7 protein-coding genes are annotated in these 18,932 nt (G+C 46.1%); 2 read left to right on the top strand and 5 right to left on the bottom strand.

What is annotated here, in order from left to right; translation table 11 throughout:
• From U9Q77_02870 to U9Q77_02855, 4 genes are all read right to left on the bottom strand, one after another.
• Positions 1-447, bottom strand: a 447-nt coding sequence (locus U9Q77_02870; GenBank protein MEA3286305.1) for a carboxypeptidase-like regulatory domain-containing protein, incomplete at its 3' end; no start/stop codon positions are given.
• Between the two features lie 463 nt (positions 448-910).
• Positions 911-1,951 (bottom strand): PorV/PorQ family protein, encoded by a 1,041-nt coding sequence (locus tag U9Q77_02865; protein ID MEA3286304.1) that lies wholly within the window; start codon positions 1,949-1,951, stop codon positions 911-913.
• 10 nt (positions 1,952-1,961) lie between these two features.
• Positions 1,962-6,683: a hypothetical protein gene (locus U9Q77_02860; protein MEA3286303.1), complete on the bottom strand. Its 4,722-nt coding sequence runs from the start codon at positions 6,681-6,683 to the stop codon at positions 1,962-1,964.
• 12 nt (positions 6,684-6,695) lie between these two features.
• Positions 6,696-10,247, bottom strand: coding sequence for a TonB-dependent receptor (locus tag U9Q77_02855; protein ID MEA3286302.1), 3,552 nt, complete (start codon positions 10,245-10,247; stop codon positions 6,696-6,698).
• A gap of 286 nt (positions 10,248-10,533) precedes the next feature.
• Here U9Q77_02855 and U9Q77_02850 point away from each other — a divergent pair, with 286 nt between their 5' ends.
• Together U9Q77_02850 and U9Q77_02845 are read left to right on the top strand one after the other, a co-directional pair.
• Positions 10,534-13,392, top strand: coding sequence for an FG-GAP-like repeat-containing protein (locus U9Q77_02850; GenBank protein MEA3286301.1), 2,859 nt, complete (start codon positions 10,534-10,536; stop codon positions 13,390-13,392).
• Between the two features lie 422 nt (positions 13,393-13,814).
• Positions 13,815-15,329: a DUF92 domain-containing protein gene (locus U9Q77_02845; GenBank protein MEA3286300.1), complete on the top strand. Its 1,515-nt coding sequence runs from the start codon at positions 13,815-13,817 to the stop codon at positions 15,327-15,329.
• Between the two features lie 172 nt (positions 15,330-15,501).
• Here U9Q77_02845 and U9Q77_02840 read toward each other — a convergent pair whose 3' ends face one another.
• Positions 15,502-18,615, bottom strand: a complete 3,114-nt coding sequence (locus U9Q77_02840; protein ID MEA3286299.1) for a family 10 glycosylhydrolase — start codon at positions 18,613-18,615, stop codon at positions 15,502-15,504.
• Positions 18,616-18,932 lie beyond the last annotated feature (317 nt).

Genomic DNA, 18,932 nt, shown 5'->3' with positions numbered 1-18,932 from the left:
AACAGCCCCTTGAAATGATTCAACCGGTAGTGCTTCCAGCTCAGCTGCACTGATATTGGCCTGGGCATGTGTGATATCGGCCTGGATCATGGATCGGTCAGCCGTAACGGTGACCACATCACCCTCTATGATACTCACGCTCATCTCTATATTCTGGGTAGTAGTAAGATCAACCATAACTCTGATGCCCTTGATAACCTGCCTGGTATAGCCGATCATGGTGCAATTGATATCATACTCACCTGGTGGTACATTCAGGATCATATATCTGCCATCCAGATCAGTAGCTCCCCCCTGGCCTGTGGATGGAACGATAACATTGACACCGATGAGGGGTTCACCGGTACTGGCATCAGTCACCTTACCAGTAATCTTTCCGGCAGTTCCCGCGAAAAGGAATTGGGTTATGGTCAGGAGAATCAAGAATGCTCGAATTAACTGTTTCATGGTTGTCTCACCTTAGATTAAAGAATTGATGACTATCAAAAAAAGGTTCGTACCAACCTGACTGGGCTGACCACGAACCTGTATTAAATTTTAAGCATGAGTTGAAAGTAAAATATATTTATTAACTCACAATGGGTTTTAACATCAACTTATGATATACTCCGGGTTGGAGAGGCTGTGTGTGAATAGGGACAACGCTTACCCCATGCTTTAGCTTGGGGGTATGATATCCCACTATTACTTTGGGTTTTAGCCCAATATTGTTGGGCTAAAACCCTCCTTTTTAATATTTTTATAACCCCCAGGCTGAAGCCTGGGGTAAGTATCAATACTAACAGTACTATACCTAGATAACTAAAGATAATATCAGCAAGCAATTATTCCGGCGCAATGAAGTTTTCACACAGCCTCTGGAGCCCGGGGTAAATAACTAAACAACCAAATAACACAAATTATACTTCGTCTAGAAATACAAACTCATATTAAAGCGTTGTGTGTTGTTCAACCGGCCAAAATCGGCATAGGCATAATCAAACCTTAAGCCTGAAGCTGAACCAAACAAGGGCAGATCGAAACCGGCACCAACTGTAAAACCTTCTTCTCTGCGTTCCAGATCAGCAGCAGCCAGACTGGTATTGGTTTCTACAAAAGGAGATTTCCAACCGGCTCTCAGAAAATATTTATCCAGAATACTGATTTCAGTCCCCAGGTTAATGGATTCATAGTTGTCATTTGGATGAATGGCATCCACAGCAACAGTGACCTTGGTAACGCCCATTTCCAGAACCTCCATGGCCACACCAACCCGAAAGATGAGGGGCAGATCCCAAGCATCCATGGAATAATCCACCGGTATGGCATCGTTATTCCCTTCAAAACCTGGAGCGGGATCATAGCGTTCCAGACCGTCACGGCCGGTCATGGTCATGCTGGAGCCATAGTTTGAGATGCTCATACCCAGTCGCATATCATTGAATTGAGTCCTAAACAAAGTTCCCACATCGATAGCCATGGCAGTGGCCGTACTATGCCAGATATTCTGTTGGATATATTTGGCGTTAAAGCCGATGGAGAACCGGTCAGTCAAGGATCGACCAACACTGACCTGCATAGCCAGATCGCTGGCGGTGAATTCCTCACCTGTTCCATCGGGTTCCAGTTCAGTGGTCACCGGCATATCATCCATGGTCAGCGAAGTGATACTGACACCCACTGTGCCAATTCCGTAAAGCGGAAAGATGACACCGATGTAGTTAATGGCAACATCAGCGATCCAGTTGTTACGCTGGAACAGGATTTCCCCTCCGCCTGCCTGCGCGATCCCGGCCGGATTCCAATAGAGCCCTGTGGCATCCTGACTCATGGCGACATAGGCTTCCCCCATGCCAGTTGCCCGGCTACCAATTCCGATCTTGAGGAACTGAGCGGCCGTTGTACCACCTTTATACTGTCCAAAACTAAAGGTAACTGCAATAACAAGTAGAATGATCAATTGTTTTTTCATGCTCAACCTCCTACTTGATCACGGCAAATTTGCCGATGGTTTCTGCGTTATCAGTTTCAATGTGATAGATGTAAACGCCGTAGGCGACCTCCAGATTATCCAGATTAAGCAAGTCCCACGGTTCGGCTCCATTGAACACGGATTCATTGTGTTCCAACTTGCGAACCAGTTCTCCAGCCATGGTGTATATCCGAATAGTACATTCCATGGGCAGATTGATAAAATAGATCTTCCGCTCACCTCTCCCGGATTGCAGATAGGGTTTACGCTCCCAGATAGCTGCAGCCACATAGGGATTCGGTACTACTGAAACTGCTTCGAGCTGATTAACGACCTTTTCAGCATCTTCCTTGGCAGCTGAGGTCTCGTACAGGTAAATATCCTGACTGCTGAACTCCTTACGGGTGTACATCTCTAATACATCTCCCGGTTGAGGGCTGAAAGTATTCCATTCATATTTTGAGATACGTTGTTCCAGACCTTCCTCCGTGCCAAAATATCCATAATCACCAGCAAACGTGATATCCCGGATATTCTTATGGCTATAGATAGTTGAATCACCCCAATCTGCCCCAAAAGTCTCAAATGTAATACCAGATGTGAAATCATCACTGGCATTTGAGAGATCCAGCACGGCAAAGCCTTTTTTGGTACCCACGTAGAATTCATTGTCATTGCGATAGTACAGGCTGTACACTTTCTTATCGGGTATTGTGGAATCAGAGTTGAGATAAACCGTAAAAGTACTATCCACCAGGAAGGCCAGTCCTTTATCGGTTCCCAAGACCAGATTGCCACCCAGGGATTCCGGTAATTTCTCAATAACATTGATATTATCATTCAACAGCCCATTGACACCATCCTTTGGATAGTGGGTCCAGACCGTATCTTGATAATTGTATGAGACCACACCTTCATCGGTAGCCAGCCAGATCATTTTGCCATCCACCAACAGATCCATGAGGTCTGCATCTGCCAACTCATCCAAATCCTCAGACAGACTGTCTGGACCGGGATAGAGTTCTATGGTATCATCATAACCAGTGGTGTATGTGTTATTGGTCTTCAATCGAACCAATCCATTGTTGACCGAACCCATCCAGAGGTAGCCCTCATCGTCAACACCCAGTCCCACACAGGCGGCGAAATTTTTGCTGAACGGATCTTCAGCAGTAGGCATTTTATCGGCTTTCCAATCATCATATATGGTTGCCAACACATGATTTGGCCACCATTCACTTCCATCAAAGATCGCTGGACCTTCATCAGTGGCCATCCAGTAATGCTCCTCATAATAAACGATGTCTATGATGGCATTATTGGATACCAATCCACCTCCGGAATTGGTTTTGTTCCAATACCTCCAGCCCTTGCTATCCTGATTATAGACTGCCAAACCATTGGTAGCCGTTCCGATCATAACACCATCCTCTGTGGGGAACAAACATTCCACATCCTTGAAGGGAGCCTGAAAATTGAACTTCCAGGTCGGCATATTGTCCACACCCATGACACTGTTTGCAATATCATCAGTGATGAAATGAAACGGGGTTATCTGATCACTGACACCCAGGGTTGAATCCGTGTGAAAGGTGCGAATATTGAGCGGTTCTCCAGTGCTGATATCTGTGAGACTGAAAACCATGGGACGACCTGATAAAGTGCTGTCCACAATAGTGTCAAAGAATTCCAGGCGGTAGTTCAGCGGCATGGTAAGCCCCTGGATGGCGCTGGTTTTGAATAGTGAAGCAATGGGTCCCCAGTTGCAATCACCATTGACCCAGCTCACCTGATCCTGATCCACCCATAGCGTATCATTTACCACAAATACCTGCAAACCATTACTGATCTGGTTGTAATCTTCGCCATGAATACCGGTCTGATCCTCAATGAGTACTATTTCATTGTTGGGGTCGGTAATATCAATGACTGAAAATGATTGAGTCTGCATGATCAGTTCGTCAAAATCCAGCATATCCAGATCCGGTTCGCCAGTATTGGGAATACCGTTTGCCTCAGTCCCAGCAGGATTGAGAACAGGATCCCAGTTATCGCTGTTGGGGTCATCTCCGGCAGCAGCAACAATTACATCGGAGCAACCACCTGAACCGTCCTCATACTCGTCAGCACATCCATCAGCGCCAACATCATCATGAACACTGCCATCAACCAGTGGATCCCAAACATCCATGGTCGGTTCTACCAGGATGGTATCGGGGAAGATGATGACCGTATCTTTGGCACCCAGTGGCCCATCTATCCAGGTTTTTATTCTCCAGGAAAAATCATTATGCTGGAAGGTGCTATCCACAGCAGCCTGTACCAGAATGGTATCGATGGTACTGCTGGCATAGTATAGTGTATCCGTACTGGGTGGGATGATCATATCGACGTAGATCCCATTATTCCGATAATGGATCTCATCGGAGTAGGTCTGCCAATCCTGATCATTGTCCACTTCGTCCATACCTGAATCCTTAAACCGAACCGCCAATATGCGATCGTCAGGGATCTGGGTTGGATCGATGATCTTAAATTCGATATGGCCTGTGCCCGGAAGATCAGCATCAGCATTGATATTGTTGATCTCGGGAGCAATGTAGCCAATGGACGGTGCCTGAGGAGTAACGACTGCTGTATTCACATCCAGAATGACATTCCCGGTAAAATCCTCCTGAATGGTCTTAGCTGTCTCAGTAGGTGGAATAGTATCATTCACTGAACCTGAGTCGTAAGCACAAATCGCATAGAAATAGCGCTGACCATTAACCAGATTCTTATCCACATAGCTGTGAACCAAACCGGTATTAGCGCCCATATCATAGTGCAAACCTGAGTTCTTGATCTGCTCAATGGGATGGGGACCTTCAAGGTAGTTATCCAGGTCAAACTTGGCGACGGGGTTCCATAAATAGGGACTGCCATAGGTATCTGTAATGACCAGGGATTCATTGAACCCAAAATCCGTTGCCCGGTATATGGCATAGCCCTCAAAATCATTACCGTAGAGTGGATCTCTGGAGTGTTCTGCTCCCTCATCCCAGTATAAGGTTACCTGTCCATCCCCAGGGATGGCAGTCAAACGGGGTTTATTCGGTGGTTTGACAAACCGGTAGCCCGCATCATAAATCTCCTGCATAATAGCAGCAGTAGCGTAGAGATCGCGGATGTTGTGTGGATTTTGATACAGATACTCTCCAGTGGCTGCATTGGAATTGTAACCGTACAACATGGCAATGGAAAAGCGCCTGACATCGTTTGGAGCCATCTTGATGGGTCCGGAACTGTACATGAAGATATTATCTTTATTCTGCTGAAAAGCAGCTGTATCGATGGATGCGGTAAGACGGCTGGAGTAGTAATAATCTTCCGTCTCAGTGCTATTAGAATAGGTATTGACAATAAAACCAGTCAAGCCGATCTGATCAGCCTCGTCAAGATCCTTTTCATCAAAATTTGGTTCACCGGCATCTGGAAAACCATTGGCTTCGGAGCCATCTGTATCAGCGCCGACATACTGGGGATCATCGGGACCAACACCATCGGCACCCAGATCATCGTTAACCGGTTCTCCCCGGTCCCATTCTCCATTGAGATTCCAGTCAGAGTAGGGTCGCCAATCACCATCATTGTCGATCCCATCCTGCATGGATTCATCGATCATGCCATCAACATCGTTATCGATCCCATCCCGGGGTTCACCGGGTGATTCCAGAAATTTATAACCGAAGAATCCGGGGATCGTTGTTCCAAAAACAGGATCACCGACAGCATCATCATCCCACCCATAGACGATATCGATATAAGTATCAAAATAAGCATCATCATCACTGTAATCAGAGGCACCACCGACATGGGGATCTCCATACATTCCGAAATACATATTGTCCAGGGTATCGGACCCCACATTTTTTAATTCATAGACAAAGAAGATCACGTTCTGAGCGCGGGTGGCAATCCACTGATAGCCACGAGATTCAACTTCCAGACCGAGACCTCCCCTGACGTAATCTGTGGTGTCAGGATAAAACTCATTATCCTTCAAACTGTCAGACCAGCCCTGCTCCGGCCAGTAAGTGTTGTGACTTTTGATATAGAAATCATCCATGACATAGTATGATTCCTGATCAGCAGTCGTGATCCCCTGACCATATTCACCGGGCCACATGTAGTTACCAAAATCCGGGTTATACCAGCTGCTTGGCCAGGAATCAGGTTTCCCATCTCGATTGTCATCATTAGCATCACTCATGGCCACAGATTTTTGAAAGGGATCATGATAGCCGGGAAGTGGTTGCCAATCTCCAGGGTTATTTTCATAACCGCTATTATCATAGGTGACACCAGCCACCGTGAGACCATCACTGACGACAATATCTTCTTCACCGCCATAGGTGGTGATCTTGGCTCCGGCAATCACGCCAAATTCAAAGGCATAGCCGCGTCCTGAGCCAATGGGCCATTCCATGGATGGTTCTGTATTTGGTTTACCAATGGAACCGTAATTGTAGAAAAGGGTTCTAACCCGGTTTCCGTTATGAGTTCCAGACCGGCGATCACTGAGAGCGGCCGCTTTTGACATGTGATTCTGGCGTTCCAGAGCATTGTTGTATTTCAACCAGGCAACCCGGTCATACTTATTATCAGGGACTTTGATCTCTTCATTTTGACCTGCAGATACTGTTGCAACAAGGGTAATGAAGGCTAATAGGATGAGTAATTTCTTGTTCATGCTTGCACCTTCCTAGAAACTGGTTGAGAAACCGATACGGAATTGACGGGGACTGCTGAAATAACTGGGTCTAGTGAGCCAGTCGGCCAGCGAATGTCTGCCGTGAATATTACCGTTATCCGGTGTATAGATTGGAATTAATGAGTAAGTAGCCCGCCCTGTGTCGGAGAATACACTGCGTTCGTTCTGCGTGTTCAAGGCGTTGTATATCTTGGCAAATACGGTCCAGTGCAGACCGGCAATTTCAACGCCTCGATGCATGTTCACATCCACATTGAAGTAATCCGGTTTACGATCTGAGTTGGGTGTATCCAGTGAACTTCCCTGATAGGTAGGTGTGTAGGGTAATCCGGAACCATATTTGGTCAGAACTGAAATTCCCCATTTGCGCGGTTCAGACAAGGTGATATTAACATTAACCGTGTGGGTCTGATCCCAATCCAGGGGTAGGACCTGTTTCACAACCTCAGCAGGGGGATCGCTCTGATTGGCATAGAACAAAGCCAATGGATTTGAAGCATTACCCTGAGCCACGAGGTAAGTGTAATCTGCAGAAGCTGAAAGCAAACCAGTGCGGCGTTTATTCAGTGAGAGGGTAATTCCTCGGCTATCACCATAATCACGGTTGGAATAAACCACATAATTAATGGTATTGTATTTCTCCTGTTGATCCGAACTCAACAGGCCTGAGAAATCTTTATAAAAAGCAATGATCTCGATGCCCAGATCAGGAGTTAATTCCTGCTGTAAGCCGATTTCGTATGTGACCGTTTTCTGCGGTTTCAGGTTTGCATTCCCCAGAGTAGTTCGGAAACTTTCGGTGCTGAACTCCATCTCCGGATTAGCATAGAGATAGGTGAAAGTCGGTATCTGAAAGAAATGACCATAGCTGAAATGGATGATTCCCTTATCCGTAATGGGATATGCCACGCCAAATCGAGGCGAGAATTGATGAACCGGATCAGCATCTACGTAGAAGTCATTATAGTCCTGCCATTGCTCGCCTTTGGCATCCAGCGTATCCAGAATATTATCGAATTCGGTAACTTCACCAGAGAACTGGAAGAAAGTGTCGATCCGAGCCGAATCTTCATTCGCCAGGGTATACAGCCAGTACGTGGGATTTTCCGGGTCACGATAATCAGAGGGAACAAAGTAATTTGGATCAAAATAGTCGTAGCGTAAACCAATATTCACGATCATATCGGTTAATTCGATCTTGTCTTGTAAATAGACATAGGCTTCTCGGGGATTCCGATGATCCAACTTCAGTTTTGTTACGGCATCAGTGAGCCAATTTTCGTAGGAGTCATGAGCCAGGCTTGACTCAGTATCCTTGATGGTGGGGATCCAATCCAGATTCTTTTGGACAAATACCGAATAGGCTTTGTAGTACATGGCATGATTCTTCGCGCCTACACCGGCTTTGATCTGATGCGTGTTATTCACCTGCCAGGTTAAAGCGCCACTCATTAAATAGGTTTGATTGATGCGTTGGCTGTAGCTGTGGGAATGTCCGCCACCCAAATATTCATTAGTGGGTTGCTCTGAAAGCTCATTGGGCAGGAAGTAGGCTTTTTTCAGGTCATTGGTCACAAATTCAAAGGACACATGATCGATCCAACCATCCTGGCCCATTGAAATGAATGACTCGGCCCAACTGGCGCCACTGTTTTCTTCCCAGGTATTGGTGACATTGATATTGAAATGAGCAGTTCCAATCACATCTATTATGGACTGATTTACACCGTTCACTGATACACTATCATTGAAGTAGATATGCATTTCACTTTTTAGAATAAGCAATGAATCATTTTCCGGGCCGTAGAAACTACCCATCCCGATACCTGACTTGGTGTCAGCAGCAGCTTCCAGAAGGAAATCACTCAAGACATCCATATTTGTAAAAGTAAGTTCTCTCTCTTCGCTCAGTTCCTCAGGATCAACATCCAGATAGGCTGTTCTGGCAGTGGTCTGATAAAAGGAGCCTTTGATATTATAGAACATTCTTTCATTGATCGAATGCCGGAAATCCATGATAAGTGAGGTTGAAGTTGAATGATTGGTGGGTCGGCCATCGGGGTTGTATTTATAATTACGATTATAACTGACTGATTGGGCAGCATTGTGGATCAGACTGGTATTCAATTTGATCTTAGGACTGATCTTCCAGGTCAATTTGAACATGCCATTAATACGTGATGATGTGTTGAGACGAACCACGTTACCATCACCGCTGGCACCACTGTCCCACACCCCGTTGCCATTAAAATCAATATAAGGTTCGCCATCCAGGACACCGTTGTGGTTAGCATCCATGAAGGGATCACCATTCAGCAGACCGTCTCCATTAAGGTCGATGTATTCGTAGTCTTCTTCATCGAGATACCCATTTTGGTTGAAATCATAGTTGTGGGTATAGCGGCCGTCTCCATTGACATCCCGAAAGGGTTCACCTGCAGTGAATTTTCCATTTCCATCAAAATCGAAATAGGATTCACTTCCAGGCTCCAATATTCCGTCACCATTCAGATCTTCGAAGGGTTCGGCAAAATTCAGCAGACCAGCCCGACCCCAGGGAGAATCTCTTAATTCTTCCACTGCTTTGGAGGTTAAATAGTTCACATCATTGGGCATATGTTCGCGTACGCCACGATAGAGACCACCATAATCATACAGACGACCACTGGCGAAAAAACTGAGCTTATTACCCAATCCGGGAACTGGTCCAGAGAGACTGGCCTCAATATTCTTGATATTCAGCATATCAAATTGGTCGCCATATTCGAAAAAGCGGGTGTCTTCCGTATAGTAGTCCCCCAGATAGGCACTCAGATTACCGGAGTAATCCTGGCCGCCCTCTTTGGTGACAATGTTAATGATGCCGGACATGGCTTGTCCATATTCAGCATTGAAAGTACCACTGAGGATCTGCAATTCCTGAACGGCACCCGTTTCCAGTCCAACTGCCATTCCACCTGAGGAAAGGTTTGTCACCGGCACACCGTCGATCATATAAGTAACTTCGCTGGATCGGCCTCCGCGGATATGCAAGGCTCCGTTGGGATCGGAAACAATACCGGCTTTGGTAGCAATAACTCCGGAAAGGGATTCAACCGGCATGGCCTTCATTTCCTCGGCACTGACGATGGCTCTTCCCGATGTCAGATCTTTTTGTACCATGGGTCGTTCGGCCACAACAATGACCGCTTCGTCTGATTCAAGGATCTGGACATTCATCTCAAAATTGATCTCGGTGGTAAGATCACCACGAACCGCCACTTCGGTCATAACCATTTTTGTGTATCCGATCATACCTGCTTTCACCGAATAGGTGCCAACCGGCACATTAATGACAAAGTAGATACCATCTCCATCAGTAGAGGCCCCCATACTGCTGCCTTCTATGATAACATTCACACCTGGCAAACCGATCCCGGTCTCAGCATCTGTCACCCGACCTGATATTTTGCCTGTGGTCCCACCAAAAATATTGCTCACCACGAGACTGAAGATTAGACCTAATATGATTGATCTACGAAAATTCACTGGAATTGGATGCATGCACACTCCCTACTTCTATTGCTTTACTATGGGTAAAGAAAACTATTCGTTTAAAGTAGCTGATTGTTGCAGTCAAGTCAACCTTCCAGAGTTAGTTATGAAATGAATATTAACTAACCCCGTAAATGTGCCCTTTTTGCTTGTCATCCTTTGGGTCATCCTATAGATTTCGGGCACCTTAAAAAGTGATTGGTGCGTATAGTCGGATTCGTTCCTAGGCGTAATCTGTTTGTGCACCGAATTGCATTTGATAAGATAATTTGATAATCTAACGAAGGAGGACAAAATGGGAATGAATTTACCAAAATGGTCAATTACCCTGTTGCTGCTTGCATTTTCAGTTTTCGCCATGGCCGGTGGAAACGGTGTAAACAGTTACACACTAGGCTGGTCTGAAACTCATGCCACAGACCCAGATGTATACTGGGGTGTCAGTGGTCCATACGATTTTGATGGTGATGGCTATCAAGAAGTATTGGGCTACACGGATGCAGGTGGAATTACTGCACACCTGTATGAGAATACCGGTGACGATACCTGGGAAGAAGCTTGGACCCACACTATTGTGGATGTTGTCTACAGCTATGAAGCCTGTGACCAGGAAACTGATCTGGATCGTGACGGTATCCCTGAACTGCTGATAGCTGGTGAGGGTGGCGGCTCTGGAGACTACAGCTCACTCTTCATCTTTGAGCTTGATACTGCTGCCGTGGCTCTGGGAAATATTTCATTTCTGCCAGTTGCTGTTGTTAATCCTGCTGAAGTTGCTGGAATTGACATCAATGGTGACGGTACCTACGCTACTTCCACAAAAACCATTGTAGCTAACGATCTTGATGCTGATGGTGTAACCGAGCTATTGATCTATGATGGTCGCACCCACGCTGCTCAGGTCATGTCTCTGGATACTCTGTCAGATTTCTCTTTCCCCAACTGGGTTAGTGAATTTGTTGATAGTGAGAGCTTTTGCTGCTCCGTTTATGGCGGCGCAGTGATCGGTGATTTTGATGCTGATGGTACCAATAACTTTGCCATGGTTGAATGGGATTTTAACGGAATCGCTTTTTACGATGTGGTTGATGTTGACGAATACGAGCTGATCCTTTTCACTGATGATGCTACTACCTATGATGGTGGTTCTTTACGTTCTTTGGAATCAGCTGATCTTGACAATGATGGCTATACAGAGATCTATCTGGCATCTACTGCCGGTGTCGTTCTACTGTACAGCATCGGTGACGATATTTCCGACTTTGACATTAGTACTGATATCTATGAGATTTATGTCGGTGACGGAACTGGTTTCAACGGTGCACAAATGGGCAATACAGACATCTGGCACGGAGCTGCTGATGGTGTTGATTACATTATCTCCCAGGATTCCACTTCCTTATTGGATCTGGAATATGATGGTGAGGGCGATGTAACTGATCCGGCTTCTTGGACCGCTTATGAAGTTCCTGCTGAAGGTTATGTTGATGATATCTGGAACGATGTTTGTCTAGGTGATTTCGATTATGACGGACTGGATGAGATTCTGGCAATTTCGGTGGTAACACCCACCATGCAGATCTTCGAGCATGATGGCTGGAATACAGTTGCTGATGTAGATACACGTCCCGTTGTAGCTGACACCCTGCTGGCTCCCGGTTGGCAGACACGTGGTGTCCAGGTCGGCAGCGACCTTGATGGTGATGGCTTCCAGGAAGTAATCATCACGGACTATCAGGTACATGGTGTCCATGTTTACGAAGTAACCGCCAATAATACTCTGGAATGGGTTGCCACGATGAGTGATGACTCCACCACCTATGGTGCCACCCCACGTCATGTAATCACAGGCGATCTGGATGGCAATGGTCTTGGTGAGATCATCTATCTCGGAATGCGTACTCCCGGTGAAGCCAATAATGGAATCAATGTCTGGGAATGGGACGGCGTAGTCGGCAGTGATACTTATACTCGCTATGTTATGCCCGTATTGGTTGACGGCGTTGAACTCGATCGCTATTATGGTGACCGTACCTTGAATGTTGGCGATCCTGATGGTGATGGACAACAAGAGATTCTGATCTCTAATAATGGTTCCAACAACTTGTATGATATCTTCATGATCGCCCATGTTGAAGGTACTTTTGCAAGTGGATTCTATTCACTGGTTACCGAGTATGTCATTGATCAGACCTCTGATGCCTATGGTGGCTCACCTGGATATGGTCAGGCCAATGTGACCGATCTGGATGGTGATGGCGACAAGGAAGTTTGTTTCTTTGCCTGGGATCACACAACCATGCTGGTTGTTGAGACTACAGATACAGATGAATACGAACTGCAGAGCTCCACTCAGCTTGATTCTGCATTGACTGATAAAGTTGTTTACGGAACGACCTTCGTAACAGACATCGATGACAATGGTGCTGACGAGATCTATGGTGGTATGTATTCAGCTGGTTGGGTCTGGCAGGTCACTGGTGGTGATGATGTAGCTGACATCAGCTATGCCAACGGAAATGTAACCATTATCTCTGATTTCGGCGGCGTCTGGGACGTTACCGGTGGTGATGGCGATGGTGATGGCGTTGACGAGATTTATTCCGTTGATTACACCCATGGCCGTATCTATGAGTGGGACTATTCAGGCGGTACCTGGGATATGTCAGTTGTAACCAACTGGAATAGTGCTATGGGCGGTTTCTCACTGGATTTTGCTGACGATCTTGATGGTGACGGATATCCTGAACTGGTTCAGGGTTTCCTTGAGCCACCTTTTAGTGGTGGAAATGAGTTTGGTTACACATTCTCAGTTTCTGAACTTGGTGCCGCAGTTGGTATCGATCAGAACTGGACTGTGATCACACCTGCTGATTACAAACTCTCTCAGAACTATCCGAACCCCTTCAACCCCAGCACAACTATCGACTTCACCCTGCCATTGGCGAAAGACAATGTCAACGTGATCGTATACAACATGCTTGGACAAGAAGTTGTTCGTTTAGCTAATGATGCTTCCTACGGTCCTGGTAGTCACAGTATTACCTGGAACAGCTTAACAGCTAGTGGAACACCTGCAGCAGCTGGTATCTATGTCTATGAGCTCCGTGTTGGAAACGTTTCCAAAACAGCTAAGATGACTCTTATTAAATAATCCATTAGAGCCATTTAGATATGAAAAAGCCTCCTTCGGGAGGCTTTTTCATATTGGGGAGGTTATCTGGTTCAGGACAATCCCACCTCGTCCCGCTCTCTACGGTCGCGATCCACTCCTCCCACAGGGAGGAGAATTTCATACCGTTAACAGGTGGATGTGAACCATGAATTCAATTGATGGCATAAATATTCTCCCCTTCCAGGGGAGATGTCACGACTACAAGGAGTGACAGAGGGGTTGTGTGGCAGAGCATACAATCTATATAATTGTTAACGAGGTTATCTGCCTAAGGACAACCCCACCTCGTCTCGCTCTCTCCGGTCGCGATCCACTCCTCCCCAGGGAGGAGAATTTCATACCGAAATTCCTATATTATGTTAGACTGAAGGGAACTCAAGTTGACATGAAAGGAAAAAGCAGTGCCCATCTTTTTTGATTTTCCAAATGAATGGATAGCATTTTTAGTCTTCTTTGCCATTATCATGACTTTCATTGGTTTGGCTGAGCTTGCTCGAAATGTTCTCAAGCTCTCACCTGAGCTTTCACGCAAATTTGTCCATGTCATGGTTGGAATATTGGTTTCACTGGCTCCCTTCTTTCTGGAAACCAAACTTCCTGTGCTTGTGTTGGGAGTATTATTCACTGTTTTAAACTATGTCGCCCTGAAAAAGGACAGCCTGAAAGGGATGCATACCACAGAACGAATCTCTTTTGGAACCGTATACTTCCCCATCGCCTTCACCCTGTTGGTGGTCATGTTCTGGGATCGCAACCTTGTTATTTTCATACTCTCCATGTTGATTCTGGCCTTTTCCGATACTGCAGCTACCATTGTCGGTGAACGGATCAATTCCAAAAACAGTTTTACTCTATGGCATGACCAGAAAAGCTGGCCGGGCAGTATTACTTTCTTCATCACAACCATCATCGTGGTGTTGGCTGCCTATCCCATTTATGCCGGATTAGCAGGCTATCAACCACTACCGCTCATCCACGTGCTGGGTCTGGCTGTTTTTACCGGATCGGTGACGAGCGTAGCTGAAGCTGTCTCAAAACAAGGCAGTGATAACCTGACCCTTACCCTGGCTGCCGGTTTGGCCCTGGATCTGTATTTGCATAACCTGGCACAGGGGACTCTTCTGGCACTTGGCGGCTGGTTTGCCATTTCAGTTTTGTTGGGATATGGCGCCTATAAGCTTCGGTCATTAAGTGTGAGTGGTGGCTTTGGCGCCTTCCTCCTGGGGGTTTTCATGTTTGGAATTGGCAGCTGGTCCACCATGCTGCCTTTAATCGGATTTTTCGTGCTCTCCAGTATCCTTTCAAAGATCGCTGACCGAAAAAACAAGCCTGATATCATTGCAACCAAAGGGTCGCAACGTGATATTGTTCAAGTTTATGCAAATGGCGGTATTCCGCTGTTATTCAGTATAGCCTGGTACTTGTCTGACTTCTCATTTGACTGGCTTTACTGGGCATTCCTGGCCTCCCTGGCATCAGCAACAGCAGATACATGGGAAACTGAGATCGGTAGCTTTAGCAAGGGACTGCCCCTGAACATTATCAGCTGGAAGCGCGTCCCCAAGGGCTATTCTGGTGGTATTTCGCTGGTGGGTACTGTGGGTGGACTCTTTGGAGCAGCTGCCATAGTCGCAATTGCCTATTCTATCAATACTATTGAATTGAGTATGGACTTATTCATCATGATCATCCTATCCGGATTTATGGGTAGCGTCGTGGATAGTATTTTAGGCGCCAGGATTCAAGCCAAGTTTATCTGTTCCAAATGTGATGAGCCAACCGAGCGACTAATTCATTGTGGTCATCAGACCATCCCTGTTTCCGGGGTCAAGTGGTTCAGTAATGATTGGGTCAATGTTGCTGGAACACTATCTGGTGGTGGGATCTTTCTTTTATTCTATTTTATCTGGGTTTAATGCCTGGGTGGGATTTATCGTCATGCAGAATGCAGTATTGCATCGCCCAACCCCCTCCAGTCTTCGTTCCTTCGGAACTTCGCCGAGGCAGGCCGACCCTGCGGGTCACCTCCCCGAGGGGAGGACTTCCCGTAATATATCGAGTTATTATGTTAATCCATTAACAAGACTGTTATTTCAGCAACAGCATCCTTTTGACCTGATTGCCCATCTCAGTTTCCAGACGGATCAGATAGACACCTGCCGCTAGATCTACAGCGTTGAAGTTCATCTTATGAATTCCAGCAGCCTGCTGACTATTTACCAATTCCCGGACCTCGCGTCCCCGTAGATCATAAACAGCTAGACGTACATCCATGTTATGGGACAATTCAAAGTGAAGGGTAGTCTCTGGATTGAAGGGATTCGGATAATTTGGATACAGGGTCACCTCTGTGGGTAACTGATGCGCAGGTTCAGGATCAATGGAAACACCAGGCATTTTCTTTACTATTCTCAGGTTATCAAAATAGATCCTGCCGGTTTCTGTTCCGTTAACTTGATCATACCTCATTTGAAAACTGTCGATCCGGTAGGAATTGCCGTCCAGTACACCATTCCCGATCCAGGACCCGATCATGGCAGGATCAGTCAGATCCCACTCCAGCAGTCGCCAGCCTTCCCAGTCAAGCGTATACCATATCGAAACTTCATGGTTCGGCCAGCTTGACCCGATTTTCTCGTCAAGGGCAAATCGGAATTGATTGTTACTGCCATCCCCATAGACATAGCACTGTAGAATGTAGGAATTATCAAACTCAACGTTGCGAGGGTCTCCACCTGACAGATACTCTCTGATCAAATGGTTTCCAGCAGAAGTATCCCACAGATATTGCAAATAGGCAGATTTCTTGTGCCGGGATATCCGTGATGAACCCGGTAGATAATTATCACTGCTGATGGCAAATTCGCAACCTGAGCCAATGATCCCGGTGGTTGACCCGCTGTAACCGGGTGCTTCCCAGGCGGTGGCATACCTGAAGGCATCGATGATCACATTTTCGCTGTAATGCTGATCAAAGGTTGTGTAGCCGATCTGGATATCAGAAGCAATTGGATTCCCCAGCGTATCAGTCACACCAGTTGAAATGTGGATGTCATAACTGGCGTTGGTAAGGAATTGTTCATAAGGTTTGAATGCCAGAACCGAATGCTCATTCCATTCAGTCAGCACCAGAGCGATCTCGATCGTATCAGGTCCCGTCATAAGGATAATTGATGAATCATTCACACTCTCTGGATCAAGTCGCTCATCAAAAACCATATTAAGCACCCCATCCACATCAAATTCTGTTTCTGGAATATTGCTATCAGGATCACTGAAGGTCAGCACAGGTCCGACATTATCAGCCTCAAAAGTTACAAATTCGATTGTGTAAGCATCCCCTGGAATGCCATCTCCATTCCCATCGAATCCAACCCCGTTCACATCGGTTATGGTTTCGGGCAGGATAAGCTCATATTCAGTTCCGGTGGCCAGATTTCCCGCGTACCCAATGCTCACGCTTCGGTCAGCATCTGACCAGTTAAAATCAAGGGCTCCCACATCAGGAGTAATGGTAAAACCAACTGAAAATGTCGAGATGTCAATTGATTTTGAGAAATTGAAGATCATTGCTGCATTCACCGGTATGGTATCGCCTGATTCAATGGTGAAATCTACAACTTGCGGTGCAAATGAAGGGATGGTACCGGTCATAACCGCATTCGAAAAGCCTGATTCATTCCAATAACGGTTTAAACTGGTAGCCGCATAATGGTAGTTTCCATTATGATTTTGGTTCCCTGAAAAGAGCTGAGACACCGTAAAATCATCCAAACCAAACCGGATGGCGATGATCTGGCTCGTATCATTGTCAAAACTACCATCCATGGTCCGGTAGAGTGCATACCAGTGATCAGACGTGGTGGCATCTGATGGTGAAACTATTATTTCGTAGCTCAGAGAATCTATTTCAGTCAGCAAGATTGAAGGAGCTGCCGGAATTTCCTGTGAGATCAATCCAGTGTCACGAATTTTAGTCTTTTTCGCAAAGATCGTGTTTCCGGCTTCCTCAAAGTAGACATAGTCTTCCCAGCTACCGTAGCTAAAAAACTGAAAGCCGTCCACCCACTCAACATTGCGGACGGAATTAATGACAGAGACATGATTGTACCAGATATCCTGAGAAGCAAATAAATAGGAACCGGGACCAGCTGTGTAGAGTCTGCCGGCATTAATTCCAGGCTGTATGAATTCACTCCAGCAACTGGGGCAATTGCCTTCCAGCATGCCTACGAAACTATTAGCGGTGTACCAATGATAGTGCATGGGGGTCAACTGATCGATAGTGCCCTCATTGAACCACAATGCAGCATCCTGATAAACCACACCATAGCCATTCCAGCCGCTCCAGTTGTATTTGCCCAGGGCTGCCACAGATAAACGAACCCATGGTTTCACAACTTGGATCGAGTCGTGCGCCATCTGTACAAATTCAGTTACCGAGCTGCGCCAGTACTGCTCCCAACTGCTAAATCCACTGGGCACTCCCCCACTATATGGATGTAGATAATCGTATAGGTAACGTCCACTACGCTCATCACGCAGGGCTTCCAGGGTTGCGTCAGAGATTTGTCCATCCAGGGTACTGATCTCAGCTAGTTGATCTTCTTCGTGATCCCGCAAAACAGTTGCTGAATGCTCATTCCAGCGAACATAATCAAAGTGCATACCGTCAATATCATAATTATTCACAACTTCCATGACCACATCCAAGGTGTATTCGCGAACTGCTTCCAAACCTGGTGAAAGCGCTCGATAGCTGGTCATGGAATTATCATCTCTGTCCCGGCAAACCCATTCTGGATGCAAGTTGGCCGGTGTGCCATTGGCGGTTGAGGAAGCAGCAAAGACATTGAACCAGGCATGCAGTTCCAAACCTCTCAAATGAGCTTGTTCAATAGCATATTCCAAAGGATCATAGCCCGGGTATGAACCACCGGCATAATAGCCCCATGGCTCAAAAGATGAATTATAATAGGCAGTACCACCCTGGCGTATCTGCCAAAGCACAGCATTCATATTCGCGTCAACATGATCCTGCATGATCTCACGTACACGCGCTTGATTCGAAGCGACTGAACTGGAACCGCTAATATGCTCCCAGGTGATCACCCAGGTCGCTCTAAATTCATCATTTGTGGATTGGGACCAGACCAGGCTGGTAAATATGAGTAAATTGACAATTACCTGATGCAAACGCATGACACTCTCCTTATAAGTATTAACGGGAGACAAGTTAATCCTGAAGTGATGGCAAGTAATACCAAATTCAGCTCCAAATGGCCTGTAATTTCTTCATCTTTTACCGTTATACTTCACTTAATATTTTATCCATAGCTATACTTCGATAAACTCAGCACAAGTGGCTATGCAAAAAACATGAAGATCGTATAACACTAAAATATTTTGAAATTAATAGACCCTTTAGAACTGAAATTGGTGTGCGCCAAGCAAAGCTGGTGCTTTCAAGCTGGACAATCCAGCCCAGACAAAGGCTAGCCCCCAGTCTGGAACAGAGC

Source organism: Candidatus Neomarinimicrobiota bacterium (assembly GCA_034716895.1).
Classification (GTDB): domain Bacteria; phylum Fidelibacterota; class UBA8477; order UBA8477; family JABMPR01; genus JABMPR01.
This window is presented reverse-complemented; position numbering and strand designations above follow the sequence as displayed.

Coding starts and splice junctions, on each gene's coding strand:
- U9Q77_02865 (MEA3286304.1), bottom strand. CDS start 1,951: ATGAAAAAACAATTGATCATTCTACTTGTTATTGCAGTTACCTTTAGT.
- U9Q77_02860 (MEA3286303.1), bottom strand. CDS start 6,683: ATGAACAAGAAATTACTCATCCTATTAGCCTTCATTACCCTTGTTGCA.
- U9Q77_02855 (MEA3286302.1), bottom strand. CDS start 10,247: ATGCATCCAATTCCAGTGAATTTTCGTAGATCAATCATATTAGGTCTA.
- U9Q77_02850 (MEA3286301.1), top strand. CDS start 10,534: ATGGGAATGAATTTACCAAAATGGTCAATTACCCTGTTGCTGCTTGCA.
- U9Q77_02840 (MEA3286299.1), bottom strand. CDS start 18,615: ATGCGTTTGCATCAGGTAATTGTCAATTTACTCATATTTACCAGCCTG.